Origin of the sequence: Streptomyces sp. NBC_01410 (genome assembly GCF_045040195.1) — a bacterium.
In the GTDB taxonomy this organism is placed as follows: domain Bacteria; phylum Actinomycetota; class Actinomycetes; order Streptomycetales; family Streptomycetaceae; genus Streptomyces.
Genome location: NZ_CP109530.1, coordinates 4,169,937 through 4,195,000 on the forward strand (window position 1 = coordinate 4,169,937; position 25,064 = coordinate 4,195,000).

The 25,064-nt window shown below is 67.6% G+C and carries 25 protein-coding genes and 2 rRNA genes (1 of these 27 only partly in view); 15 read left to right on the forward strand and 12 right to left on the reverse strand.

Translation table 11 applies throughout. From position 1 onward, the window contains the following. The first annotated feature begins 3 nt into the window (after window positions 1-3). From pstC to pstB, 3 genes are read left to right on the forward strand one after another with little or no spacing between them, the layout of a single operon-like run. Window positions 4-996, forward strand: a complete 993-nt coding sequence (pstC, locus tag OG741_RS19040; RefSeq protein WP_405599446.1) for a phosphate ABC transporter permease subunit PstC — start codon at window positions 4-6, stop codon at window positions 994-996. Further along, the gene (gene pstA / locus OG741_RS19045; RefSeq protein WP_405599448.1) at window positions 993-2,069 is read left to right on the forward strand and encodes a phosphate ABC transporter permease PstA; all 1,077 of its coding nucleotides are present in this window, start codon (window positions 993-995) and stop codon (window positions 2,067-2,069) included. Before pstC ends, pstA begins: the two co-directional genes overlap by 4 nt. A gap of 30 nt (window positions 2,070-2,099) precedes the next feature. Further along, the gene (gene pstB / locus OG741_RS19050) at window positions 2,100-2,876 is read left to right on the forward strand and encodes a phosphate ABC transporter ATP-binding protein PstB (protein ID WP_405599451.1); all 777 of its coding nucleotides are present in this window, start codon (window positions 2,100-2,102) and stop codon (window positions 2,874-2,876) included. 273 nt (window positions 2,877-3,149) lie between these two features. Here pstB and OG741_RS19055 read toward each other — a convergent pair whose 3' ends face one another. After that, window positions 3,150-4,148 (reverse strand): anion permease, encoded by a 999-nt coding sequence (locus OG741_RS19055; RefSeq protein WP_405599452.1) that lies wholly within the window; start codon window positions 4,146-4,148, stop codon window positions 3,150-3,152. 5 nt (window positions 4,149-4,153) lie between these two features. Continuing rightward, on the reverse strand, window positions 4,154-4,774 hold the full coding sequence (locus OG741_RS19060) for a DUF47 domain-containing protein (protein ID WP_266481017.1): 621 nt from the start codon (window positions 4,772-4,774) through the stop codon (window positions 4,154-4,156). 212 nt (window positions 4,775-4,986) lie between these two features. On the opposite strand from OG741_RS19060, the gene OG741_RS19065 reads away from it, so the two are divergent. Next, window positions 4,987-5,319, forward strand: a complete 333-nt coding sequence (locus OG741_RS19065; protein WP_328675439.1) for a metal-sensitive transcriptional regulator — start codon at window positions 4,987-4,989, stop codon at window positions 5,317-5,319. Between the two features lie 92 nt (window positions 5,320-5,411). On the opposite strand, the gene OG741_RS19070 is transcribed toward OG741_RS19065, so the two are convergent. Together OG741_RS19070 and OG741_RS19075 are read right to left on the reverse strand one after the other, a co-directional pair. Continuing rightward, entirely contained in the window at window positions 5,412-5,594 is a 183-nt protein-coding gene (locus OG741_RS19070) for a hypothetical protein (protein ID WP_405599455.1), read from the reverse strand. 98 nt (window positions 5,595-5,692) lie between these two features. After that, window positions 5,693-6,523, reverse strand: coding sequence for a hypothetical protein (locus OG741_RS19075; protein ID WP_405599457.1), 831 nt, complete (start codon window positions 6,521-6,523; stop codon window positions 5,693-5,695). A 124-nt stretch (window positions 6,524-6,647) separates the two neighbouring features. Here OG741_RS19075 and OG741_RS19080 point away from each other — a divergent pair, with 124 nt between their 5' ends. Further along, the gene (locus tag OG741_RS19080) at window positions 6,648-6,839 is read left to right on the forward strand and encodes a hypothetical protein (RefSeq protein ID WP_405599459.1); all 192 of its coding nucleotides are present in this window, start codon (window positions 6,648-6,650) and stop codon (window positions 6,837-6,839) included. A 76-nt stretch (window positions 6,840-6,915) separates the two neighbouring features. Continuing rightward, window positions 6,916-8,493, forward strand: a complete 1,578-nt coding sequence (locus OG741_RS19085) for an FAD-binding oxidoreductase (RefSeq protein WP_405599461.1) — start codon at window positions 6,916-6,918, stop codon at window positions 8,491-8,493. 54 nt (window positions 8,494-8,547) lie between these two features. On the opposite strand, the gene OG741_RS19090 is transcribed toward OG741_RS19085, so the two are convergent. The 5 genes from OG741_RS19090 to OG741_RS19110 all read right to left on the reverse strand — a co-directional run bounded on the left by OG741_RS19090 (window position 8,548) and on the right by OG741_RS19110 (window position 12,727). Further along, the gene (locus OG741_RS19090) at window positions 8,548-9,294 is read right to left on the reverse strand and encodes a phosphatase PAP2 family protein (RefSeq protein ID WP_405599463.1); all 747 of its coding nucleotides are present in this window, start codon (window positions 9,292-9,294) and stop codon (window positions 8,548-8,550) included. Window positions 9,295-9,540: 246 nt separating this feature from the next. Further along, window positions 9,541-10,539 carry an NlpC/P60 family protein gene (locus OG741_RS19095; protein WP_405599465.1) on the reverse strand — a complete coding sequence of 333 codons (999 nt, stop codon included), beginning with the start codon at window positions 10,537-10,539 and terminating at the stop codon, window positions 9,541-9,543. A gap of 70 nt (window positions 10,540-10,609) precedes the next feature. Then, window positions 10,610-11,416: an SAM-dependent methyltransferase gene (locus tag OG741_RS19100; protein ID WP_405599467.1), complete on the reverse strand. Its 807-nt coding sequence runs from the start codon at window positions 11,414-11,416 to the stop codon at window positions 10,610-10,612. A 116-nt stretch (window positions 11,417-11,532) separates the two neighbouring features. Next, window positions 11,533-12,120 (reverse strand): Uma2 family endonuclease, encoded by a 588-nt coding sequence (locus OG741_RS19105; protein WP_405599469.1) that lies wholly within the window; start codon window positions 12,118-12,120, stop codon window positions 11,533-11,535. 169 nt (window positions 12,121-12,289) lie between these two features. Further along, entirely contained in the window at window positions 12,290-12,727 is a 438-nt protein-coding gene (locus OG741_RS19110; protein WP_405599471.1) for an ATP-binding protein, read from the reverse strand. Between the two features lie 201 nt (window positions 12,728-12,928). Between OG741_RS19110 and OG741_RS19115 the strand changes: the two genes are divergently transcribed. The 9 genes from OG741_RS19115 (at window position 12,929) to OG741_RS19155 (ending at window position 21,930) form a co-directional block, all read left to right on the forward strand. Beyond that, window positions 12,929-13,780: a helix-turn-helix transcriptional regulator gene (locus OG741_RS19115; RefSeq protein ID WP_405599472.1), complete on the forward strand. Its 852-nt coding sequence runs from the start codon at window positions 12,929-12,931 to the stop codon at window positions 13,778-13,780. Window positions 13,781-13,791: 11 nt separating this feature from the next. Then, on the forward strand, window positions 13,792-13,977 hold the full coding sequence (locus OG741_RS19120; protein WP_405599474.1) for a DUF397 domain-containing protein: 186 nt from the start codon (window positions 13,792-13,794) through the stop codon (window positions 13,975-13,977). Then, window positions 13,970-14,212 carry a DUF397 domain-containing protein gene (locus OG741_RS19125; protein ID WP_405599476.1) on the forward strand — a complete coding sequence of 81 codons (243 nt, stop codon included), beginning with the start codon at window positions 13,970-13,972 and terminating at the stop codon, window positions 14,210-14,212. The genes OG741_RS19120 and OG741_RS19125 overlap by 8 nt, the downstream gene beginning before the upstream one ends. 289 nt (window positions 14,213-14,501) lie before the next feature. Then, entirely contained in the window at window positions 14,502-14,810 is a 309-nt protein-coding gene (locus tag OG741_RS19130; protein WP_142217964.1) for a hypothetical protein, read from the forward strand. A gap of 186 nt (window positions 14,811-14,996) precedes the next feature. After that, window positions 14,997-15,854 carry a hypothetical protein gene (locus OG741_RS19135; protein ID WP_405599478.1) on the forward strand — a complete coding sequence of 286 codons (858 nt, stop codon included), beginning with the start codon at window positions 14,997-14,999 and terminating at the stop codon, window positions 15,852-15,854. After that, on the forward strand, window positions 15,844-17,166 hold the full coding sequence (locus OG741_RS19140) for a hypothetical protein (protein WP_405599480.1): 1,323 nt from the start codon (window positions 15,844-15,846) through the stop codon (window positions 17,164-17,166). Before OG741_RS19135 ends, OG741_RS19140 begins: the two co-directional genes overlap by 11 nt. Next, a complete protein-coding gene (locus OG741_RS19145; RefSeq protein WP_405599482.1) occupies window positions 17,163-18,722 on the forward strand; it encodes an SCO6880 family protein in 1,560 nt (519 codons plus the stop codon). Before OG741_RS19140 ends, OG741_RS19145 begins: the two co-directional genes overlap by 4 nt. Window positions 18,723-18,740: 18 nt before the next feature. Next, window positions 18,741-20,156, forward strand: a complete 1,416-nt coding sequence (locus tag OG741_RS19150; RefSeq protein ID WP_266480999.1) for an ATP-binding protein — start codon at window positions 18,741-18,743, stop codon at window positions 20,154-20,156. 1 nt (window position 20,157) lies between these two features. Beyond that, window positions 20,158-21,930 carry a type VI secretion protein gene (locus OG741_RS19155; protein WP_405599485.1) on the forward strand — a complete coding sequence of 591 codons (1,773 nt, stop codon included), beginning with the start codon at window positions 20,158-20,160 and terminating at the stop codon, window positions 21,928-21,930. Between the two features lie 16 nt (window positions 21,931-21,946). Here the strand turns inward: OG741_RS19155 and OG741_RS19160 are convergent, their stop codons facing one another. The 3 genes from OG741_RS19160 to OG741_RS19170 all read right to left on the reverse strand — a co-directional run. Beyond that, window positions 21,947-22,495, reverse strand: coding sequence for a GNAT family N-acetyltransferase (locus OG741_RS19160; protein WP_405599486.1), 549 nt, complete (start codon window positions 22,493-22,495; stop codon window positions 21,947-21,949). Window positions 22,496-22,622: 127 nt separating this feature from the next. Beyond that, window positions 22,623-22,739, reverse strand: a 5S ribosomal RNA gene (gene rrf, locus OG741_RS19165). Window positions 22,740-22,835: 96 nt separating this feature from the next. Beyond that, a 23S ribosomal RNA gene (locus OG741_RS19170) occupies window positions 22,836-25,064 on the reverse strand; it runs 895 nt beyond the window's last position.

The following is a 25,064-nucleotide window of genomic DNA, read 5'->3' on the forward strand; positions in this document are numbered from 1 at the left end:
ATCATGGCTTCCACAACACCCATAGACTCCCCTCCCCCGGCTCCGCCGATCACCAGGAAGAGCACGTCCACCGGCCGCGCAGGCGACAGGGTCTTTCTGGGCCTGTCCCGCGGGTCGGGCATCCTGCTTCTGGTGATCATGGCGTCGATCGCCGTGTTCCTGACCTACCGCGCCGCGCTTGCCATTTCGAAGGACGAGGCCAACTTCCTCACCTACTTCGACTGGAACCCGGCAGGCGACCCGCCGATGTTCGGCATCGCGGTCCTCCTCTTCGGCACCGTGATCAGCTCGATCATCGCGATGGTGATCGCCGTCCCGATCGCCGTCGGCATCGCGCTGTTCATCTCGCACTACGCGCCGCGCAGGCTTGCCGCCCCCATCGCCTACGTCGTCGATCTGCTGGCCGCCGTGCCGTCGATCATCTACGGCATCTGGGGCGCGCTCTTCCTTGTCCCGTACATGGAAGGCCTCAACCTCTGGCTGGACGAGTTCTTCGGCTGGACGTACATCTTCGAGAAGACCGAGGTCGGCGTCGCCCGCTCACTGTTCACCGTGGGCGTGCTGCTGGCGATCATGATCCTTCCGATCGTGACCAGCGTCAGCCGCGAAGTCTTCCTCCAGGTCCCGAAGATGAACGAAGAAGCCGCGCTCGCCCTGGGCGCCACCCGCTGGGAGGTCATCCGCATGTCGGTCCTGCCCTTCGGCCGCTCCGGCGTGATCTCCGCCTCGATGCTGGGCCTCGGCCGCGCGCTCGGCGAGACGATGGCCGTCGCCACGGTCCTCTCCCCGAACTTCCTGATCTCCTGGCATCTGCTCAACCCGGGCGGCGGAACGTTTGCCCAGAACATCGCCGCCAAGTTCGACGAGGCCAATGAGCTCGGGCGCGACGCCCTGATCGCCTCCGGTCTCGTCCTCTTCATCCTCACCCTGCTGGTCAACGGCGCGGCCCGTCTGATCATTGCTCGCCGCAAGGAGTACTCGGGGGCCAACGCATGAGCCAGACAGCCATACAGGACAGGCCGACCCCGTCGCCCGCTCCCCGCAAGGGCGGCCTCAGCGGCCGCTCCCTCCCCCGCTGGGCCCCGATCGGATTCGCGATCGTCTCCATCGGCCTCGGCGTCGGCCTCAGCCTCGCGGCCGGCTGGGAGAGCCGCGTTCAGTGGGGCCTCATCTCGGCCCTCTTCTTCCTGGTCATCTCGTACGTCGCGAGCACGATCGTCGAGAACAAGCGCCAGGCCAAGGACCGCCTGGCCACCAGCATCGTCTGGGTGTGCTTCATCCTCGCCGTGATCCCGCTGTTCTCGCTGATCTGGGTGACCGTCAGCCGCGGTGTGAAGGCGCTCAACGGTTACTTCCTCAGCCACTCGATGGCCGGTGTCCCCGGCTTCGAAGAGGGCGGCGGCGTCTATCACGCCATCATCGGCACCCTGGAGCAGGTCGGCCTCGCCACCATCATCTCCGTACCGATCGGCCTGCTGACCGCGATCTACCTGGTGGAGTACGGCAAGGGGGCGCTCGCCAAGGCCGTCACCTTCTTCGTCGACGTCATGACGGGCATCCCGTCGATCGTCGCGGGTCTGTTCATCCTGTCGATCATGCTGATTCTCGAGCTCCAGCCGTCCGGCTTCATGGGCTCTCTCGCGCTGTCGATTCTGATGATCCCGGTCGTGGTCCGCTCCACCGAGGAGATGCTCAAGCTCGTCCCGAACGAGCTGCGCGAGGCTTCGCTCGCCCTTGGTGTGCCGAAGTACCGAACGATCCTGAAGGTGGTTGTCCCGACCGCGCTCGGCGGTATCACCACCGGTGTGATGCTCGCGATCGCGCGTATCGCCGGTGAGACCGCGCCGATCATGCTGCTTGTCTTCGGCAGCCAGCTGATCAACTCCAACCCGTTCGAAGGCGCCCAGTCCTCGCTCCCCTTCTACATCTGGGAGCAGTACCGGGTCGGCAGCGCGGCGTCCTACGACCGCGCATGGGCCGGAGCCCTGGTCCTGATCGCCTTCGTCATGATCCTCAACCTGGTGGCCCGCGGCATCGCCCGCTGGAAGGCCCCGAAGACCGGCCGCTGACCGCGGCTTACGAAAGAAGCAGTGATTCAGATGGCCAAGCGAATCGACGTCAGCGGCCTCAGCGCCTTCTACGGCTCCCACAAGGCGATCGAGGACATCTCGATGACCGTGGAGCCCCGCTCCGTGACGGCCTTCATCGGCCCGTCCGGCTGCGGCAAGTCCACCTTCCTGCGCACCCTGAACCGGATGCACGAGGTCACCCCCGGCGGCCGCGTCGAGGGCAAGGTGCTGCTGGACGACGAGAACCTGTACGCCTCGAACGTCGACCCGGTCGCCGTGCGCCGCACGGTCGGCATGGTCTTCCAGCGCCCGAACCCGTTTCCGACGATGTCGATCTTCGACAATGTCGCGGCGGGGCTGAGGCTGAACCGCTCGTACAAGAAGACCCAGCTGGCGGACGTCGTCGAGAAGTCCCTCAAGGGCGCGAACCTCTGGAACGAGGTCAAGGACCGGCTGAACAAGCCCGGTTCCAGCCTCTCCGGCGGTCAGCAGCAGCGTCTGTGCATCGCCCGCGCGATCGCGGTCGAGCCGGACGTGCTGCTGATGGACGAGCCGTGCTCGGCGCTGGACCCGATCTCGACGCTGGCGATCGAGGACCTGATCGGCGAGCTGAAGGAGCGCTTCACGATCGTCATCGTGACGCACAACATGCAGCAGGCGGCGCGTGTCTCGGACCGTACGGCGTTCTTCAACCTGTCGGCGGTCGGGCAGCCTGGAAAGCTGATCGAGATAGACGAGACCGAGCGGATCTTCGCCAACCCGTCGGTCCAGGCCACCGAGGACTACATCTCGGGCCGCTTCGGATAGTCACCCCCGGTCCGTGGTGGCCGTGGGCGGGCGTTGACGGAAGTCACCCGGTTCGTGGATGCCGTGGGCCAGGGGACGTTGGCGGTTGCTCCGGGTGGTGGGTTTCGCGGGCGATAGCCAGGCGCCGGTGGGTTTCACGGGCGAAGCGCCCCACACCCCACGGCCCCCTAGACCGTCTCGCGGTGCTGCATGGCGGTGCCACCGCAAGGCGAAGGGCCCGCCCCTCTCTCCCAGAGGGGCGGGCCCACTTTTGTGTCCGCCATATCCGCGGGTCTAGCCGAAGATCAGGTAGACCAGGCCATAGCTCAGCGCAGCGACACACGCCGCAGCCGGCATCGTGATGAACCACCCCATGACGATGTTCTTCGCGACGCCCCACCGCACCGCGTTCACGCGCTTCGTCGCCCCGGCACCCATGATCGCCGAGGTGATCACATGAGTCGTCGAGATCGGCGCCTGGAACAGAAACGCCGAGCCGAACATGATCGACGCCCCCGTCGTCTCCGCCGCGAAACCCTGCGGCGGATCCAGCTCGATGATCTTGCGGCCGAGCGTCCGCATGATGCGCCAGCCGCCCGCGTACGTACCGAGCGAGAGCATCATCGCGCAGGCGATCTTGACCCAGAGGGGAATCGAGTCGCCCTGGTCCTCCACATCGGCGATGACCAGCGCCATCACCACGATGCCCATCGTCTTCTGCGCGTCCTGCAGACCGTGACCGAGCGCCATGCCCGCCGCCGAGACGGTCTGGGCTATCCGGAAACCGCGCTTGGCCTTGGACGGGTTGGACTTACGGAACATCCACATGATCGCGACCATCACCAGATAGCCGACGAGCAGACCGACGACCGGCGAGACGAACATCGGGATGACGATCTTGTCGAGCACGCCCGACCAGATCACCCCGGTCCCGCCCGCGAGCGCCGCGCCCACCATGCCGCCGAACAGCGCGTGGGAGGAGGACGACGGCAGACCGAAGTACCAGGTGACGAGGTTCCAAACGATCGCGCCGACCAGCGCCGCGAAGAGGATGCCCATCCCCTGCGAGCCCGTCGGCGTCTCGATGATCCCTTCGCTGACGGTGTTGGCGACGCCCTGACCGAGGAAGGCACCGGCGAGATTCATGACCGCGGCCATCACCAGAGCAGCGCGCGGTGTCAGCGCGCGCGTGGAGACCGAGGTCGCGATCGCGTTCGCCGAGTCGTGGAAGCCGTTGGTGTAGGTGAATCCGAGCGCGACACCAATGGTCACGATCAGCGCAAAGGTGTCCACGTGGTTCAGGACTCCTTGACCGCGATGGTCTCCACGGTGTTCGCGACATGCTCGAAGGCGTCGGCTGCTTCTTCGAGCACATCGACGATCTGCTTGAGCTTGAGCACCTCGATGGCGTCGTACTTACCGTTGAAGAGCGTCGCAAGGAGCTTGCGGTGGATCTGGTCGGCCTGGTTCTCCAGGCGGTTGACCTCGATCCAGTACTCGGTGAGGTTGTCCATGGTCCGCAGGTGCGGCATGGCCTCCGCGGTCAGGTCGGCCGCCCGTGCCAGCACCTCGATCTGCTGCTCGACACCCTTGGGGAGCTCCTCGACCTGGTAGAGCACGACCAGGTCGACGGCTTCCTCCATGAAGTCCATGATGTCGTCGAGCGACGAAGCGAGTTTGTAGATGTCCTCGCGGTCGAACGGCGTGATGAACGAGGAGTTCAGCTGGTGGAAGATGGCGTGGGTGGCGTCGTCACCAGCATGCTCCGCCGCCCGCATGCGTTCCGCGATCTCGGCCCGGGCGGAAGCATCCGCTCCGAGCAGTTCCATCAGGAGCTTGGAGCCCGTGACGATGTTGTCCGCGGATGCGGCAAACATGTCATAGAAGCTCGTCTCCCTGGGGGTCAGACGAAATCGCACGTGGGGTCCTCGGGATGCTCTGGATTCGGTCAGGCTGATGCTAGGCGCATCATCCGGCCACGGCTAACCGGCGTTCCTCAGTGTCGCCCATCGACCAGCGGGATCAGCACGGGCCCCCGCCCCCCATCCGGCGCGATTCGTTACCATATACCCGCGAGGGGTATGCAGCCCATGTTTTTCGGACAAGTACAGCGGGACAACGGGAGGACGCGATGACGACCACCGAGGCGGACGGCCCCCCGGTCACGGACCACGACCACGGAGTGCACGGCTACCACAAGCAGAAGGACGAACACCTCAAGCGCCTGCGCCGGATCGAGGGCCAGATCCGGGGACTGCAGCGGATGGTCGACGAGGATGTCTACTGCATCGACATACTCACCCAGGTCTCGGCGTCCACCAAGGCCTTGCAGTCCTTCGCGCTCCAACTGCTCGAGGAGCATCTGCGCCACTGCGTCGCGGACGCCGCGGTGAAGGGCGGCGACGAGATCGACGCGAAGGTCGAGGAGGCGACGAAGGCCATCGCCCGCCTGCTCCGTACCTGACCGGCCGGCGAGCGACCGACACGCATCGTGGCCGAAATGCACCGGAGGCAGGGCGCGGCGACGGCGTCCCGGCCGCGCCCCTGGTCAATGCCTCATTGCTGCCCGGTCGGAGCGGATCGCTCGGCCGCCACCTTCAGCACCTCGTCGATACGGTCCGGGCTGAGCCTGTCCTCGTCCGCGGCGGACGCCGCGATGATCAACTCGCCACACAGCTCGATCTCGGCGAGGGCCACGTGGTCCTGGACGGTCGCAGTACTGGGCGGAGCCACGCGCATTCACCTCTTCCTGCCGGTGTCGACTTCCTAGCGTAGGGAGTGATGCACGGACCGCGCATGGCACGTCCGGACCATTTAGCCGGACCATTTGGAGGGCCCTAAGCCCTGATCCTCCCGGCGTAAATGTCCCGTTCGTCCGGCAGACGCACGGACACCGGCGTCCCGAAGTCGTACAGCAGCGTGGTCGAGGTGACGGCGACCGTGCCGCCCCCGTTGGTGAAGGTGAAGCGGTGGCGCACCTTGCGCAGCCGGCCCTCGTCGTCGAGATACGCGTCGAAGGGCACTGTGTCCGTGGCGAACCCTTTGGCCGCCGCGGCCAGCGAGGCCCGCGCATGCGGTTCGGCGACCTGCGCGGCCCGGGCGATATCGGTGATGCCGCGGTAGTGGCGGACCGTCCGGCCAGCGAGCTTCTCCTCGCCGACGTACGTCACACCCCGCGCACTGCGCAGCAGTTCGGCTGCGGCGAGCGGATCGGTGGCCCCGCCCGTGACCAGGTTCCCGTCCTCCAGGGTGGTCGTGTCGACCCGTACCCACTTGTCGGCGGGCACGCCCGCCCCCCGGTTCTTCATATACAGAGCGCCCGGCGTCAGCAGTTCGGTGATCGGACGGTGTTGCTCCGCGCCCGCAGGGTCCTTGGGCAGGACGACCGTGAGCTGCCCCATCCGCCGCTGGAAGTCATAGCCCCCTTCGCCGCGGATGGTCACCCGGGTCCCGCCGGTGGCCATCTCCATGGACGTACGGGCCTTGGAGCTGCCGGCACCGACGAGCACATCCGCGGCCCTGAGCACCTCGTCGCTGTGCCCGCCGCCGCGCCCGTCATCGGCGACGGCGCCCCCGCCGCCGGAGCAGCCGCTGGTCGCCACGACCCCCAGTACGGCGGCCAGGGCAGCGAAAGTCCCGCCCCTGCGCCTGTGCTGCTGCACCACCATCGCCTGCCAACCCCCAATACCGGACCGCTGCTTCTACGAGACCCCGCCCGCCCCGCATAACGACGGCCTGGGCCCCTCGTCACGCGGGCGCCCGCGGCGGGCGCCAGCCACGTACCGTGAAGAGGTGCACCAGCAGGACGCCATCGAAGACCCCTCGGCCCACCACCACATCAGCACCGGTGAACGCGGCTCCTTCGCACTCGCCCGCTGCACCTGCGGCTGGACCGGCCCCGCCCGTCGTTCGAGAGAACGGGCGCGTACTGATGCCGCACTGCATGCCGAGTTCCGGACCTCGCCGGCCGGGACCGAGCAGTAGCGCCTGCCGGGGCAGGAAAATCACCAGCCCCGGAACCCCTCACACCGCACAGCCGTCTGGTCCTCCAGGAGGTTCCATGGACCGGCGCGCGCTGCTCACCACCGCTGTAGTTCTCACCGCTGCCGCCTGCACAGGCAAGGACGGCAACGGAGCGAACGCGGCAACCACCACCACATCGACCAAAAGCCCCAAAAGCCCCTCGCGGAGCGGAGCGGCGACGCCCACGTCGGCTGCCGCCGCACCCGACTGGAACGCGCTCGCGCGCGGGCTCGACGGGAAGCTCATACGCCCCGGGGACGCCGCGTACGCGAGCGCGCGGCAGCTCTACAACACCCGCTTCGACTCGCTGAAGCCCGCGGCCGTCGCGTATGTCGCGGGCGAGGACGATGTCAAGGAGTGCCTCGCCTACGCCAAGGCGCACCGCACTCCCGTCTCCATACGCAACGGCGGCCACTCCTATGCCGGTTGGTCCTCGGGCAACGGCCGGCTCGTCATCGACGTGTCCTCGCTGAACCGGGTCGCCTCGGACGGCACCATAGGCGCCGGCGCCAAGCTGATCGACGTGTACAGCGCCCTGGGCAAGAGCGGCCGCACGATCCCCGCGGGCTCCTGCCCCACCGTCGGGGTTTCCGGGCTCACCCTCGGCGGCGGGCACGGCGTCACCTCGCGTGCGTACGGTCTGACCTGCGACAGCCTCACCTCCGCCACCATCGTCACGGCCGACGGCAAGGTGCTGACCGCGAGTGCCACCCAGAACAAGGACCTCTTCTGGGCGCTCCGGGGCGCGGGCAACGGCAACTTCGGGGTCGTCACCCGACTCCGTTTCCGTACGCATCCCACGCCCCCGACCGTCACCGCCTATCTGACCTGGCCCTGGTCCAAGGCCGCGGCGGTGCTGGCCGCGTGGCAGAAGTGGGGTCCGGCGCAGCCCGACGAGATCTGGTCGTCCGCGCATCTGGCCGCCGGTCCCGGCGGCACGCCCACGCTCTCGGTCGCCGCCTTCTCCCTCGGCAGCGAGAGCGATCTGCGCAACGCGCTCGACCGCCTCGCCGACCGGGCGGGATCGCCCGCGCGCCATGTCTCGGTGCGCCGCCGCGGCTATCTCGACGCGATGCTCGGCTATGCGAACTGCTCGACGCTGAGCCGTGAGCAGTGCCATCTGCCCGGCACCACTCCGGGCCGCAGCAAGCAGGGGGCGTTGCAGCGCGAGACGTACGCCGCCGCCTCCGACTTCTTCGACCGCGAACTCTCCCCGGCCGGGCTGCGCGCGCTGATCTCGGCGACCGAGGCGTTCACCCGGATCTCGCCCTCCCAGGGCGGGGGCGGCGGCTCGATCGCGCTGACCGCGCTCGGTGGAGCGGTCAACCGGGTGGACCCGCTGGCGACGTCGTTCGTCCACCGGCGCTCCAGGGTGCTGGCCCAGTACATCGGCGCCTGGCGTGCCGGCACGGCGGGCTCCGCCCAGCAGGCCTGGCTGAAAAGCGCTCATGCCTCGATGCGCCGTTACGCGTCGGGGGCCGCCTACCAGAACTACATCGACCCGACGCTGACCGACTGGCGCCGGGCCTACTACGGTCCCGCGGCCGACCGGCTCACGCGGCTGAAGAAGCAGTACGACCCGGACCGGGTCTTCACCTTCCCGCAGGCCCTGTAGTTCAGGCGGCGACGCAGGCGAGGCAGGTCAGCAGGTCGGGCGGCTCAGGCGGGCTCAGGCCGCGAGGCCGTTCTCGCCGACGTCCGGACCCCCGGTCCTGGGCTCCGGGATGCCGAGCGTCTCGGGCCGCCCGGCCCGGGACGCCATCATGCGCTTCGACCGTACGAGTCGGCCGATCCGCTCCGACGTGGCGACCGCCGACACCACCGGCGTCAGCAGCGCGAGCGCGAGCGGCGCGAGCAGCAGCGCCACCGCCGTGCCGAGCGCGAATCCGCCGACGACGTCGGTCGGATAGTGCACGCCGAGGTAGACCCGGCAGAAGCCCTCGGCGAGCGCGAGACCGATCGCGGCAAGACCGAACCTGCGGTGCGCGACGAACAGCCCGGCCGCGATCGCCATCGCCAACGTGGCGTGGTCGCTGACGAAGGAGTAGTCGCTCTTCCCGGACACCAGGACCTCGATGCCCTGGTGGTCGCGGAAGGGCCGCGGTCTCTCGACGAACCCGCGGATGGGGATGTTGATCAGCAGCGCGATACCGGCGGCGAGCGGCGCCCAGATCAGCGCGGCGACCCCGCCGACCGAGTCCTCCGTGGTGCCGCGCCGGCGCACGCTCCACCAGCACCACAGGACGAGAAGGACCAGCGCGAGCATGATTCCGTACTCGCCGACGAACACCATGGTGCGCTCGAGCCACGACGGGGCGTCCTTGGACAGGCCGTTGATGTCGTAGAGCAGGCTGAGGTCGGGGTCAGACCCGCCCCTTGACTGCGTCAGGGGGAGCCCCAATGCGAGTCCAGCCATCTGCTGCGGCCCCTTGCCTTGTGCCTGGTGTGACGCACCTTCCGTGCGCCGCCTCTACCAACCCCCGTGATCAGTGCGGTGTCTGCTGCATGGTCAGTGCGGCTGTCTCCGTCCAGGGAACGGCCCGCTCCTCAGGTACGTTCCACTCTCCACCGAACGATCACCATGACGTTATCGAAGAGTGACACGTCGTCGCAGTTCAGGGCTTTGGCGTAGCAGAGAGTTCCGGCCACGTCCGATGCCTCGTCAGCCTTCCGGGAGGGCCGTCGGCAGCGCTTTCGCGCCATCCTTGGTGACCCTCGTCGCACCGAAGTAGTCCGGGGTGTCGATCTTGTCGAAGCGGATCACGGCTCCGGTGTACGGAGCGTTGATCATGTACCCGCCACCCACATAGAGCCCGACGTGCCGGATCGCCCGCGAGTTGGTGAGGTCGTCGGAGAAGAAGACGAGATCGCCGGGCAGCAGCTCGTCGCGCGACGGATGCGGTCCCGCGTTGTACTGATCGTTCGCGACGCGCGGCAGCTCGATGTCCACGGTCCGGTACGCGGCCTGCGTCAGCCCTGAGCAGTCGAAACGTCCGCCCTGCTCAGGTGTGCCGTTGCCGCCCCACAGATACTTCGTGCCGAGCTTCTGCTGAGCGAAGTAGATCGCCCCGGCAGCCTGCCGCGACGGCTCGACACGTCCGACGGGCCGGGCGAAGCTCTTCTCCAGGGTGCGGATGACCTTCACATAGTTCTGCGTCTCGCGGTAGGGCGGGACACCGCCGTACTTGATGACGGCATACGCGCCCGCGTTGTACGCGGCCAGCATGTTGTCGGTCTGGTCACCGGGCGCCTTTTTGACATATCCGGCCAGTTCGCAGTCGTACGAGGCAGCAGACGGAATCGCGTCGGCCGGATCCCATACGTCGCGGTCCCCGTCCTTGTCCCCGTCGACACCGTGCGCCGCCCAGGTGCCCGGGATGAACTGCGCGATGCCCTGGGCAGCGGCCGGGCTCTGCGCCTTCGGGTTCCAGCCGCTCTCCTGGTAGAGCTGGGCGGCGAGCAGAGCGGGGTTGATGGCGGGGCAGAGGTTGCCCCACTTCTGCACGAGCGGCTGATAGAGCGCGGGCACGGCCCCCTTGGCCAGCCCCACCGCCCGCCCGCCGCCGATGCCGCCCATGAGCCCGGCGGCGGCGGAATAGGTCCCGACGACGAGCAGCGCGACAAAGCTCAGGCACAGCCCGATCCCGATCCCACTGGCCACCCAGACTTTCCGCACGCCCTCAACCCTCCCCCATCCGCACCGTGTTACTGCCCCTATTTCGCCCGCGCGCCTACGGTTTGCGCCCCACGCCGCCGAACATGGCCACCTCGCCGGGCTCTTCGCCACCGGTGGTCTCCGGCCGCCAGCGCGAACACGACACCAGACCGGGCTCCAGCATGTCGAGCCCGTCGAAGTACCGGGCGAGCTGCCGCGGAGTGCGCTGGGTGAGCCTGGGCTTACCGTGCTCGTTCCAGAACGCGACGGCGGCGTCCACATCGGGCATCGCCGGGCTGGTGATGGTGTGTGAGAGGACGAGATGACTGCCGGCGGGCAGCGCGTCCATGAGACGGCGGACGATGCCGTACGACTCCTCGTCGTCCTCGATGAAGATCACCACGCCGAGGAGCAGCAGCGCGACGGGCTGCGAGAGGTCGAGTGTCCCGGCGGCGCGCTCGATGATCGTGCCGACGTCGCGCAGATCGGCGTCGAGGTAGTCGGTGCGGCCCTCGGGCGTACTGGTGAGCAGGGCGCGGGCGTGCGCGAGGACGAGCGGGTCGTTGTCCACGTACACGATCCGCGCCGCCGGATCGACGCGCTGAGCCACCTCGTGGGTGTTGTCGGCGCTGGGCAGCCCGGTCCCGATGTCGAGGAACTGCCGGATCCCCACCTCCGCGGCCAGATGACGCACGGCCCGCCCGAGAAACAGCCGGTCCGCGAGGGCGTAGTCACCGATGCCGGGATGAAGCCTGCGGATCTGGTCACCGGCCTCGCGGTCGACCTCGTAGTGGTCCTTGCCGCCGGTCCAGTAGTTCCAGATGCGGGCGGTGTGCGGGCGGGTGGTGTCGATCCCGGCGAGTAAGTGCGCGTTGTCGGTCACAGGGTCCAAGATATCCAACTTGCCGTGGACCGGCTTGTGTTGGGGCCGCCGGTTTCGCCATCCGGCGGGGCGGACCGCTCGCAGGCTTACGGGTCCGGTATTCGGCGGACCTGAACTCAGTCCGGCCGACCGGCATCCCCGTACACAGGAAGGCGGTCGGTGGCCAGGCGGAGCGTGAGCGGGTCGGGGACGGGAATCTCCTCGCCGTATTTGCCGCGCTGGGTGTCCTGGTAGCTGCCGCTGCGGGGCTGGGTGTGCAGCGCCCAGGTGCCGTGGCGGGGGTCGATGACCAGGAGGACCTTCACGCCGGCGACGGCATACCAGTCGTTTTTCTGACTGATGTCCCTGGCCTTCTCCGACTTGGAGATGACCTCGACGGCGAGAGCGACGTCCTGGGGGTCCGCGAGCCAGTCGTCGTCGTCATCCCAGTCACTGGGCAGGACGACGAGGTCGGGCGTCACATAGTCGTCCGGATCACCCGGCATGGAGATCGACGACACTTCGTACGCACCGAGGCTCTCCGGCACGGCCGCGTCGATCTGCAGCCGAAGCCGACGGACCACGCCCGCGTGCTTGCCACGCGGAGTCGGGGACATCACGAGACTTCCTCCCACGATCTGCACACGCAGACCCGTCGCTGATTCGATCTTCTCGGCGACTTCGCGCAGATTCCCCGGCCGTGGGCGCAGCGGCGGCACGGACATGGTTGGCGGCCTCCATCCCTGCGGGTCGGGCTCCTCGGCTGCGCGAGCGGGAGCAGCGGGAGGGCCTGTGACCCGCTCAGCGACGTCTCCACCGTACTGCCATGCGTATTCGCGGGCCTCGGACATCACGGGTCTCCTCTGCCGGTCGCGTCGGATTCACTACGCACAGTCACAATAGGTCGCCCCACTGACAATCCGCTCCCCGCACGCATTCCACCCACAGAAGCTTGCCGCCCTGCGGGAGCGGACAGGCACCCCAGCTGTCCGCGCACAGCTCCACGAGGTGCAGCCCCCGCCCGCACTCGGCTTCCGCGACGGGCGGGCTGAGCGCGCCTTTGAAGGGCGGCGGGATCTCCGGATTGGCGTCCCAGACGCCGAGCCGGAGCCGGTGTGGCTCGGGCGCGCGGAGGCGGAGGCCGCAGGGCCCCTGGGCGTACCGGTGGGCGTTGGTGACGAGTTCGCTCGCCAACAGCTCGGCGGTCTCGGTGAGTTCGGCCATGCAGTGGGCGCGAAGAACGGCCCGGAGGGTGGAGCGGGCGATACCGGGGGCGCGGGGATCGTGGGGGAGTTGGAGGGTGTAGGCCCAGGGCGGGGATACGGTGGCCATGGAAGTCTCCTTCGCGGAGCGGACGTTGGGGTGCGTGCCTGGTGGCCCTGCCGCTCCGTCGAGCGGTGCACTTCCAGGCGATTTGCGTGGAGCTCAGACTAGGCAGTGCGCAAGTTACATTTGCACTGCACTCGCGAAATTCCATGCATAATCGCCCGTGTGAGTGACGGTCCGAACTGAGCTCCATCAAGGAGGAGTTGCATGGCGGGCAGGTCCGCCCCCACGGCTCGGCGCATGCGTATCGCCGCCGAGCTGCGCAAACTGCGCGAGCGCTCCGGGCTTACGGCCACAGAAGCCGCTCGCCTGCTGGGAACCAGCCAGGGGCAGCTGAGCAACGTTGAAACCGCGAGGTTCGGCGTGAGCGGCGACCGGATCCGCGCCATGGCACAGAACTACTCCTGCTCGGACCACGCTTTCGTCGAAGCCCTGGTGCGCATGTCCGAGGACCGGAAGCGCGGCTGGTGGGAGGAGTACCGGGAGATCCTGCCCACAGGGCTGATCGACCTCGCCGAACTGGAGCACCACGCAAGAGCCTTGCGCGGGGCGATCACCGCTCACATCCCGGGACTGCTCCAGACCGGCGACCACGCGCGCGAGATCTTCCGCCAGGACGTGCCTGCGATGTCCCCGCCGGAGATCGAACACCGCGTCTCGTTCCGGATCAAACGCCAGGCAGTCCTGTACGGAGATGCTCCGCGTCGGTACCAGGCACTGGTCCACGAGGCCGCGCTGCGCATCGAGGTCGGTGGAGCGTCCGTCGCCCGCCAACAGCTGCGACACCTGCTCGACATGAGCGAGCACGATCACGTCACCTTTCAGGTGATCCCGTTCAAGGCGGGCGCCATTCCGGGCTCGGGCCAGTCCGTCTACTACGCCTACGGCCCAGTGCCGCCACTGGACACGGTCCATCTCGACCAGTCGCACGGCCTGGCCTTCCTCGATACCGAGGCCCAGCTCGACAAGTACCGGCTTCTCTTCGACAAGATCGAGGCCGTTGCGCTTTCGCCGATGGACAGCCGGGACCTCGTCCACAGCATCAGCCGGAACCTGTGAAGGGAACAGCCATGGCTGCCTACGACTGGCAGAAGTCCTCGTACTGCGCCCAGGGCGACTCGTGCCTGCACGTCGCCGCAGATGGCGACCGTACGGTGAAACTCACGGAGAGCGGCGACCCCGGCGGGGCGATACTCAGTACCACCCCCGCCGCCTTCGCGGCGCTGACCCGCGCCCTCAAGGGGAACCGTGACTGACGTCCCCACCGATCTCGACTGGACCCGCGCCGCCCCCGAGGGCGCCAAGGGCCCCGGCCCCTGGATCGAAGTCGCCTTCGGGCCCGGCGACCTGGTCCACCTCCGCGAGACCAGCGATCCCGGGAACGTCGTCACAACGACCAGGAAGAAGTGGGACGCCTTCGTACTCGGCGTCCGAGCGGGCGAGTTCGACCACTTCGCGGAGCTGGACGGGCAGGACGCCGCAACCCCCTGAGTGCGCCCCCTTGTGCTCGGCCACGACCCACCGCCCCAAAGGTGCAACAACGACAGTCATTGCCCGGAGTCACCCCCCATGATACACAGAGTGACCATACGCACTCCCTCGCTTCGAACCGGTCCGTCCCCGAGACAGGTCAAGACGGCAGGATCGGTCATCCGTTCGGAGATCGGGTGAAGAGACCGGCCAAGTCGGCTTACGCGGGCGATTTCATCAGCGAAGATAGAACGACGGCCCGTGCCGAGGGGCAAGGGCAATGAACAACCCAACAGGGGCGGTGAGTTACATGATCCTGGCAGCCGAAAAGGGCGACATCACCACCATCATCGGCGGAATCGCCCCGAACTGGGGGCCTTTCGGGAGCCTGGGGAACGAAGCTCGAGTGATGATCGAGGTCGTGATGGCCGTTGCCATCCTTCTCTGCCTCGGCATCGCGATCTGGGGCGCGGCCAAACAGCGCATCGGAGCGACGGCGCTGCGCGACACCTTCAGCGCGGAGCAGGGCAAGGGGCTGATCGTCGCCGGACTGACCGGCGTCTTCATCATCGGGTCACTGGGGACCTTGTTCACCATCGTGTACGGGATGGCTGTCTAGCCGCCCGCCGTCCTCTCCGGGCGTGCCCGGGCCCACCCTTTGAGGTTGCGTCTCCCTGATGTCGAGTCACCACACCACGCCCAAGCGGGAAGCAGCACGACTACCGTCGTACTACGTGTCGGACCACGCGTCGTACCGCCCGTCGTACTTCGCGGAACTGCAAACGGTTGAGGGGGCGTACGCCAGATGAGCCTCGGCGACGAGCACGGCCACGGCGGCGAGCCGGGAGGCCGCCCGGACGAGAGCTTCGGCGGATCGGGCCAGACCCGCACCAGACTCCCCGGCGGCGGCGACGCGGACGTCTACGGCGGCGCGCGCAGGCCTGTGCGGAACTCACGCTCGCTGATCACGGTCGTGGGTGTGGTGGTGCTGCTGATCGCGGCGATCGCGTTCGCCAACCAGGGCGGAGGCGACGACACCACGTCGGGCGGCGGCACGGAGGCGGCGGCGGGGGCGGAGCCGACGGCGGCGACGGGGGTCAAGCCGGTGAAGGGGAAGGCTGGGGGGGTTCCGTCGGGGTACGCGAAGGATGAGCAGGGGGCGCAGAGCGCGGCGGCGAATTACGCGGTCGCGCTTGTCTCGGCCGACATCCTCAAGCCGACACAGCGACACGAGATCGTGAGCCAGCTCTTCGTGGCCGGCAAGGTCGGTGAGCTGCAAGCCAAACTCGACCAGGCGTACAACCAGGCGTTCCTTTCCAAGCTCGGCCTCGACGCGAACGGAAACGCCGCCAAAGGGCTGACGTATGTGTCACGCACTGCGCCGGTCGGCACCAAAATCACGGCCTACGCGGACACGTCCGCGACCGTGGAGGTCTGGTGCACCGGTGTGTTCGGCACAGCCGGAATCAGCTCCACCAACCCGGTGACCAATGACTGGTTCACCATGACGCTCAAGCTCCAGTGGGCAGACGAGAGCTGGAAGGTCGAGAGCTTCTCCCAGAAGGACGGCCCTGCACCGGTGAACGCCGACCGGACGGCCTCCAGCGCCGACGAGATCGCCAAGGCAGTCGAGCAGTACGGAGGGTTCACGTATGCCCGATAGCCCGCGCCGCGCGCTCAAACTCACGGCCGCCTTCGGGGCCGTCCAGACGGCAGCGGTGCTGTTGTCATCGCGCGCTTTCGCCGCACCGACGCCCACGCCGACGCCGTCCAACAAGGACAAGTGCGACCTCATCGTGGGCCCCGCGCGGGACTACTGCGACAACGGCGAACCCGGCGGAGCCCGACGCTCCGGCCCCGCAGACCCCGCCGACGCCCTCGACCCCCTCGCCTCCCTCGCCCGCGGCTGCGCCGACGCCGCCGTCTGGACCGTCGACACCCTCTCCAAGGCCGTGAAGTCCACCGCCAGCGTCGACTTCACCAATACCGCCTTCCTCTCCCAGTACGCCATCGTCTTCGCCGCGGCCACGATCCTCACCCTCGTCCTGTGGCTCCTCGCCGTCGCCAAGCGCGCCATCCGCGGCGTCCCCCTCACCACCGCCATCTCCGAAGCCATCGGCTTCCTCTGGCTCACCGTCCTCGCCTCCGCCTTCACCCCGCTGATCCTCTACACCCTCGTCTCCGCCACCGACGGCGTCACCGAGGTCATCGCCGGCGGTACCAGCGGTCAGACAGACATGTTCTTCGGGAACTTCTCCGCCGCCCTGAAGAAGGGCACCGACATCGGCGGCGGGCCGATCATGCTGATCGTCGTCTCGCTGGTCACGATCCTCGCCGCGGGTGTTCTCTACCTCGAGCTGTTCATCCGAGCCGTCCTGCTCTACATCGGCGCGCTCCTCGGAGTCGTCGTCTACGCGGGGCTCGTCGACAAGAACATGTGGGGCCACGTCCGCCGCTGGGCCGGGATCATGATCGCGATCATTCTGGTCAAGCCCGTCATCGCGATCGTCCTCGGTCTCGCGGGCGCGCTCTCCGCCGACAAGGGCCCCGATTCCTTCTCGGCCGTCGTCTCCGGGCTGGCGATCATCCTGCTCGCCATCTTCGCCTCGGCGATGATCTACCGCTTCGTGCCCGGCTTCGGCGACGAGATCGTCGCCTCCCGAAACAACCGCTTCCAGAGCGGCGCCGAGAACGCCGCGGCCGCCGTCATCAGTTCCCCCGCCGCCCTTGTCTCCCAGGGCATCAAGACCCACAGCAGCCGCGGCAACCAGGGCGGCGGAGGCGGAGGCGGCAACAGCGCCCCGCGCCCCGCCAACCCCATCAGCGGCGGCGTGGCCGCCCACAGCAGCAGGCCCTCCTCAGGAGGAGGCGGCGGCGGATCTGTCCCCTCCGCCGCGCCCCCGCCCCGTAGCAGCAGTCCCAGCACCAGCACCCCGCACAGCAACCGCAAGAGCACAGGAGGTGGAGGGCGTTGACGACCCAGTCCCAACCGATCACGCCCCGCCGTACGTATCTGATCGGCCGCGCCCGGCCGAACGCGATCGTCGGCAAGAACCGCGAGACCGGCGAGATCGCCCTGATCATCGCCGGCGCGTTCCTCGGCATGATGAGCGGGCTGCTGGTCCCCGTCCTGTCCCTGCGGATCGTGCTCTTGATGGGCTTCCCGCTCCTCGCTCTCGCCGCCGTGTACGTGCCGTACAAGCACCGCACCTTCTACAAGTGGTACGAGATCAACCGCAGCTACAAGCGCACCCTGCGCCGGGGCACCCTCTACCGTTCCTCCGCCGCCGAGGCGGGCATCCGCCTCGACGGCCGTGAGATCGAGATCGGCCCGCCCCCCGGCATCGGCCGGATCAACTGGCTCGCCGCCCCCTTCGGCCCCGACGAGATCGCCGTGCTGCTGCACGCCGACCGCCGCACCGTCACCGCCGCCATCGAGATCGAGGGCCCGGGCGTCGGACTGCGCGACAGCGAGGACCAGGAGGCCCTGGTCGACCGTTTCGGCACGCTGCTCAAGCATGTGGCCAACGGCGACGGCTTCGTGACCCGCCTTCAGATGCTCGCCCGCACGCTGCCCGCCGACCCCGACGCGCACGCCAAGGACGTCGCCCAGCGCGGCGACCAGCAGTCGCCCGGCTGGCTGCGTGATTCGTACGACCAGCTCCAGTCCATGGTGTCGACGTCGAGCGAGCAGCACCGCGCGTATCTCGTCGCCTGCATGCACTACTCCCGCGAACTGGCCGCCGAGGCCCATGCCATGGCCCGCGCCGCCCGGCACTCCACCGCTTCGGGGGCGCGCAAGCTGGACAAGGACGCCGGTCTCGCCGTCGTCATGGCCCGCGAGCTCACCGACATCTGCGCCCGCCTCGCGGAGGCCGACATCCGGGTCCGCCAGCCGCTCGGCCAGGGCCGGCTCGCCTCGCTGGTCCACTCGATGTACGACCCGGACCACCCCATCGACCACATCCAGGCGATGACGAAGCGGAACGCCTGGCCCGCCGAGCTCGACGCCATGCAGCCCACCTACCTCCAGGCGAAGACCCGCGAGTCATCCACCCGCGCGCCCTGGTGCCACTCCACCGCCTGGGTGAAGGAGTGGCCGATGACTCCGGTCGGCGTGAACTTCCTGGCCCCGCTGCTCGTTCACACCCCCGACGTGATCCGTACGGTCGCGGTCTGCATGGACCTGGAGCCCACCGAGGTGGCCATCGAGCGGATGCTCACCGAGAAGACGAACGACGAGGCGGACGCGAGCCGCGCCGCCAAGATGAACCGGACCGTCGACCCGCGCGACATCGCCGCGCACGGTCGGCTCGACCAGAGGGGTGAAGATCTCGCCAGCGGTGCGGCAGGTGTCAATCTTGTCGGGTACATCACAGTGTCTTCGCGGTCGCCGGAGGCGCTGGCACGCGACAAGCGGACGATCAGAGCCTCGGCCGGCAAGTCGTATCTGAAGCTGGAATGGTGCGACCGCGAGCACCACCGTGCCTTTGTGAACACCTTGCCGTTCGCGACCGGCATCCGACGCTGAACGAGAGGGCAGTCCGCCATGCGAGATCCGCTGTCCGTCTTCACGGATGCCTTCACCTCCTTCCTTTTCGGGAAGGTGGAGTCGACCCGGCTGCCGGTGCGTACGTCGACGGGCCAGGCTCAGGCCGTGTACCTGCCCACCGCGGCTCCGGGCCTCGGCGACTCGGGCGTGATCATCGGCCGTGAGGTGTACAGCGGAAAGGGCTATATCTACGACCCCTTCCAGCTGTACGGCCAGCAGCTGCCGGCCCCCCACTGGCTGGTCCTCGGCGAGTCCGGAAACGGCAAGTCGGCGCTCGAGAAGACGTACGTCCTGCGGCAGTTGCGCTTCCGCGACCGTCAGGTGGTCGTGCTGGACGCGCAGGGCGAGGACGGAGTGGGCGAGTGGAATCTCATCGCCCAGGAGCTGGGGATAACTCCCATCCGGCTCGACCCGATGACGGCGCTGGACGGCGGCATCCGCCTCAACCCGCTGGACCCGGCGATCACGACGACCGGCCAGCTGGCGCTCCTGAGGACGATCATCGAGGTCGCGATGGGGCACGGCCTGGACGAGCGCTCCGGCTTCGCGCTGAAGGTGGCGCACGCGTACGTCAACGAGACGATCGTCGAACGTCAGCCTGTGCTGACCGACATCGTGGACCAGCTGCGGCACCCGGAGCCGGAGTCGGCGGAGGCGATGAACGTCGACATAGACGACGTACGGGCCTGGGGCCTGGATGTCGCGCTCGTACTGGACCGGCTGGTCGACGGTGACCTGCGGGGCATGTTCGACGGCCCGACGACGGTCGGCATCGACCTGGACGCGCCGCTGATCGTCTTCGACCTCTCCCACATCGACCGGAACTCCATCGCGATGCCGATCCTGATGGCGATCGTGGGGGTGTGGCTCGAACACACCTGGATCCGTCCGGACCGGAAGAAGCGGATCTTCCTGGTCGAGGAGGCCTGGCACATCATCAACTCGCCGTTCGTGGCCCAGCTCTTCCAGCGGCTGCTGAAGTTCGGCCGCCGCCTGGGTCTCTCGTTCGTGGCGGTCGTCCACCACCTCTCGGACGTGGTGGACGGCGCGGCCGCGAGGGAAGCGGCGGCCATCCTCAAGATGGCGTCCACAAGGACGATCTACGCCCAGAAAGCGGACGAGGCGAGAGCGACGGGCCGCGTCCTGGGGCTTCCCCGCTGGGCCGTGGAAATCATCCCGACCTTGACCCCGGGTATCGCGGTCTGGGACGTCAACGGCAATGTCCAGGTGGTCAAACACCTGGTGACGGAGGCGGAGCGACCACTCGTCTTCACCGACCGGGCGATGACGGAGTCGTCGGGGCCCGCATTGCCCGAGGACGTGGCGGCCGCGGAATGGGAGGCGGAGCAGCGCGCGGCCCTGATCGAGCGGCAGCAGCAGCTGGACGAGTCCTCCGAGTCGACGGTGGCATGACATGCGCGACCGTCGGTACCGGCACGAAGAGGAACGAGGCATCCCGGACGGCCTGTTGGTCGGCCTGCTCGCCTTCCTGCTCGGCCTGACACTGCTGGTCTGGACGGCCACCGGCCTGGCCGGTGTCCTGTCCCACGGCGCGTGGCCTACGGGCGTCACCTTCGCCAACACGCCACTCGCGATGCGCACGCTGGCGTCCAAGCCGCACGACCTCGCTGCGGCGTGGCCGGAGACCCCGTCGGCGGAGCTCTCCGGCTACGGGCTGTTCTGGGGCCTGGCCATCGGCGAGCTGATGATCCTGGTGGTCCTCACGATCTTCGCCCTGGGCACGCTGGCCCGCTGGCGCGCGGTCCGCCGGTCGAGAGCGGCGGGCAGCGAACGTACGAGAGACGCGTACGGGGGCCACGTCCAACAGCCCGACCCCCGGGCGGAGTCGAGACACGGCGAGCGCGGACGCGGCGGGGCGGGGTGGGAACAGGACACGGGCAGCAGCGGCGCGTACACGACCCCGGTCCCCGGCCGGCCCGCGGCGAGGGACGCGTATGCGGGGAAGGTCCAGGAGCCCGGCGCCCCCACCGCGGCCGGCGGCGCAGCCGCGAGTCCGTACACAGGCAATACCCAACAGCTCGGCGGGCACGCCCAGTCGAGCGTCCGCGGAGCAGGCGCGGAGGCGTACGCGGGCAACGCCCAGGAGCCCGGCCCAGGGGCACCCGGCGACACCGGGCGGCCCGCCGGTCAGGGTGTCGGCGCAGCCGCGACCTCGCCCCAGGGGGCCGCAGGTCCCGACCGGGCAGGCGGGCAGGACCCCCACGGCACCAGGGCCGTCGCAGAAGCCAGCGTCCCCGCCCCCCGCCCCGCCCGGCTCCTCTACGGCGACCCCGCGACCCGCCGCCCCTCAACCGTCCAGGCCGTCTTCGACGCCCAAGGCCCCGCCCTCGTCGTCACCTCCGACCCCACCGTCTGGGCCGAGACGAAGGACGCCCGGGCCAAGCTCGGCCCCGTCCTCGTCTACGACCCCGGGCACCTGTGCGACACCCCGGCCCGCCTCCACTGGTCCCCCACCGCGCACTGCGAGGACCCCGCCACGGCGCAGGAACGCGCGACCGCCCTCCTCGCCCCGGTACGTCCCCGCGCCCTCCTCGACGCCGCCATGGCCGACACTGCCGAAACGCTCCTGCGCTGCTGGCTCCACGCCGCGGCCGTGGACGGACGCCCGTTCAAGCAGCTCCACCGCTGGGCCCAGGGCGGCAGCGCCCATGACGCCGTACGCATCCTCCGTACGCACCCCAAGGCCACCTCCGGTCTCGCAGGCCTCCTGGAGTCCGCGCTCACCGCCCACCCCGAACGCCGGGAAATCGCCCAGCAGTTGGTCGTACGCGCCCTTTCGTCCCTCTCCTCGATCCACATCCGTGAGGCGTGCACCCCGAATCGAACCGATTCGCTCACCTTGGAATCATTCGTAAACGAAGGGGGCACCCTTTATCTGGTGGGTGAGTCCATCGAGGACCCCAGAACCCACCCCGGCGCGATGCCACTGCTCACCGCACTGGCTTCAGACGTGGTCGAGCACGGCCGCCGCATGGCCGCACGGTCATCCGACGGTCGGCTCGACCCACCAATGACGCTCGTCCTCGACGACGTCGCAGCGGTGGCTCCGCTTCCCCGGCTGCCGGAGCTGCTGGCAACCGGTCAGGACCAGGGACTTCCGACCCTGGTCCTGCTCCGCTCCGCCGAACAGGCCCGCGCCCGCTGGCCGGAGCCGCTCCCGCAGTAGCGGCCGTCCGCGGCCTCTACCGCAGGATCTCCAGCTCAAGCTCTCGTGCCGTGTCATCGCCCGGCACGGGTACGGAGTCCCCACTCGCCACAAACCCGAACCGCCGGTAGAACGCCGCGGCTCGCTCATTGCGCTCGTGCACGTACAGCCGGACGCGCTTCACCGGCGGCCCGGCAAGTTCCCACGACCAGTCCAGAGCCGCCCGGAACAGCGCATCCGCAACCCCCGCCCCCCGCGCCTCGGGCCGTACGAACACACCGACCAGATGCGTCTGGTCGGTCTTCGCGGCCTCCCCGAACCGCACCTCGCCGGCGGGCCGTTCGACGAGCGCGGTGAGCGTCCCGTCCCACCGCCCGTCCGGCGCCTCGGCGATGAACTGCTGGGCCGCGACCCCTTCCGCAGCGGTCGCCGTTCGGTCCTGCCAGAACCCGTCGGGCCGCTCGACGGCGTGCTCGTACGTCTCCAGAAAGGCGATGGGCGCGGCGGGGTCCTGCAGGGCAGAGAGCCGCAGATCCCGGGCCTTGGCCCACTCCTCGGCGCGTACGGGTCGAATCACATAGTCCATCCCCCGATACTGACGGCGCCGCCTGCCGCTGAGCAACGCGGTTTCGCCGCGAGAGACAGAGGGACAATCGGGCCCTGAACGCAGAAAAGCCCCGCACCAGAAGGTGCGGGGCTTTCCCACAAAAGTTGTTCGGCGGCGTCCTACTCTCCCACAGGGTCCCCCCTGCAGTACCATCGGCGCTGAAAGGCTTAGCTTCCGGGTTCGGAATGTAACCGGGCGTTTCCCTAACGCAATGACCACCGAAACACTGTGAAGATATCGATTCCGGAATCCGCCCCGTGGCCGTGGGGGGACTCGACAGTTCGTTACTTCAGAACTGACACAGTGGACGCGAGCAACTGAGGACAAGCCCTCGGCCTATTAGTACCAGTCAGCTCCACCCCTTGCGGGGCTTCCACATCTGGCCTATCAACCCAGTCGTCTACTGGGAGCCTTAACCCCTCGAAGGGGGTGGGAGTCCTCATCTCGAAGCAGGCTTCCCGCTTAGATGCTTTCAGCGGTTATCCTTTCCGAACGTAGCCAACCAGCCATGCCCTTGGCAGGACAACTGGCACACCAGAGGTTCGTCCGTCCCGGTCCTCTCGTACTAGGGACAGCCCTTCTCAAGACTCCTACGCGCACAGCGGATAGGGACCGAACTGTCTCACGACGTTCTAAACCCAGCTCGCGTACCGCTTTAATGGGCGAACAGCCCAACCCTTGGGACCGACTCCAGCCCCAGGATGCGACGAGCCGACATCGAGGTGCCAAACCATCCCGTCGATATGGACTCTTGGGGAAGATCAGCCTGTTATCCCCGGGGTACCTTTTATCCGTTGAGCGACGGCGCTTCCACAAGCCACCGCCGGATCACTAGTCCCGACTTTCGTCCCTGCTCGACCCGTCGGTCTCACAGTCAAGCTCCCTTGTGCACTTACACTCAACACCTGATTGCCAACCAGGCTGAGGGAACCTTTGGGCGCCTCCGTTACTCTTTGGGAGGCAACCGCCCCAGTTAAACTACCCATCAGACACTGTCCCTGATCCGGATCACGGACCCAGGTTAGACATCCAGCACGACCAGAGTGGTATTTCAACGACGACTCCACCTGAACTGGCGTCCAAGCTTCACAGTCTCCCACCTATCCTACACAAGCCGAACCGAACACCAATATCAAACTGTAGTAAAGGTCCCGGGGTCTTTCCGTCCTGCTGCGCGAAACGAGCATCTTTACTCGTAGTGCAATTTCACCGGGCCTATGGTTGAGACAGTCGAGAAGTCGTTACGCCATTCGTGCAGGTCGGAACTTACCCGACAAGGAATTTCGCTACCTTAGGATGGTTATAGTTACCACCGCCGTTTACTGGCGCTTAAGTTCTCAGCTTCGCCACACCGAAATGTGACTAACCGGTCCCCTTAACGTTCCAGCACCGGGCAGGCGTCAGTCCGTATACATCGCCTTACGGCTTCGCACGGACCTGTGTTTTTAGTAAACAGTCGCTTCTCGCTGGTCTCTGCGGCCACCCCCAGCTCAAGGAGCAAGTCCTCTCACCAGTGATGGCCCCCCTTCTCCCGAAGTTACGGGGGCATTTTGCCGAGTTCCTTAACCATAGTTCACCCGAACGCCTCGGTATTCTCTACCTGACCACCTGAGTCGGTTTAGGGTACGGGCCGCCATGAAACTCGCTAGAGGCTTTTCTCGACAGCATAGGATCATCCACTTCACCACAATCGGCTCGGCATCAGGTCTCAGCCTTAATGTGTGACGGATTTGCCTATCACACGGCCTACACCCTTACCCCGGGACAACCACCGCCCGGGCTGGACTACCTTCCTGCGTCACCCCATCGCTTACCTACTACCACCTTGGGCCGGCGGCTCCACCACTTCCCTTTGCCCGAAGGCTCCAGGACGGCTTCACGGCCTTAGCATTAATGGGTTCAGTACTGGGCGTTTCAAAGCGGGTACCGGAATATCAACCGGTTGTCCATCGACTACGCCTGTCGGCCTCGCCTTAGGTCCCGACTTACCCTGGGCAGATCAGCTTGACCCAGGAACCCTTAGTCAATCGGCGCACACGTTTCTCACGTGTGTATCGCTACTCATGCCTGCATTCTCACTCGTGTACCGTCCACCACTCGCTTACGCGGCGGCTTCACCCGGCACACGACGCTCCCCTACCCATCCCAGCGGGCGTTGGCCCTCATGCTGGAATGACACGACTTCGGCGGTACGCTTGAGCCCCGCTACATTGTCGGCGCGGAATCACTTGACCAGTGAGCTATTACGCACTCTTTCAAGGGTGGCTGCTTCTAAGCCAACCTCCTGGTTGTCTCTGCGACTCCACATCCTTTCCCACTTAGCGTACGCTTAGGGGCCTTAGTCGATGCTCTGGGCTGTTTCCCTCTCGACCATGGAGCTTATCCCCCACAGTCTCACTGCCGCGCTCTCACTTACCGGCATTCGGAGTTTGGCTAAGGTCAGTAACCCGGTAGGGCCCATCGCCTATCCAGTGCTCTACCTCCGGCAAGAAACACACGACGCTGCACCTAAATGCATTTCGGGGAGAACCAGCTATCACGGAGTTTG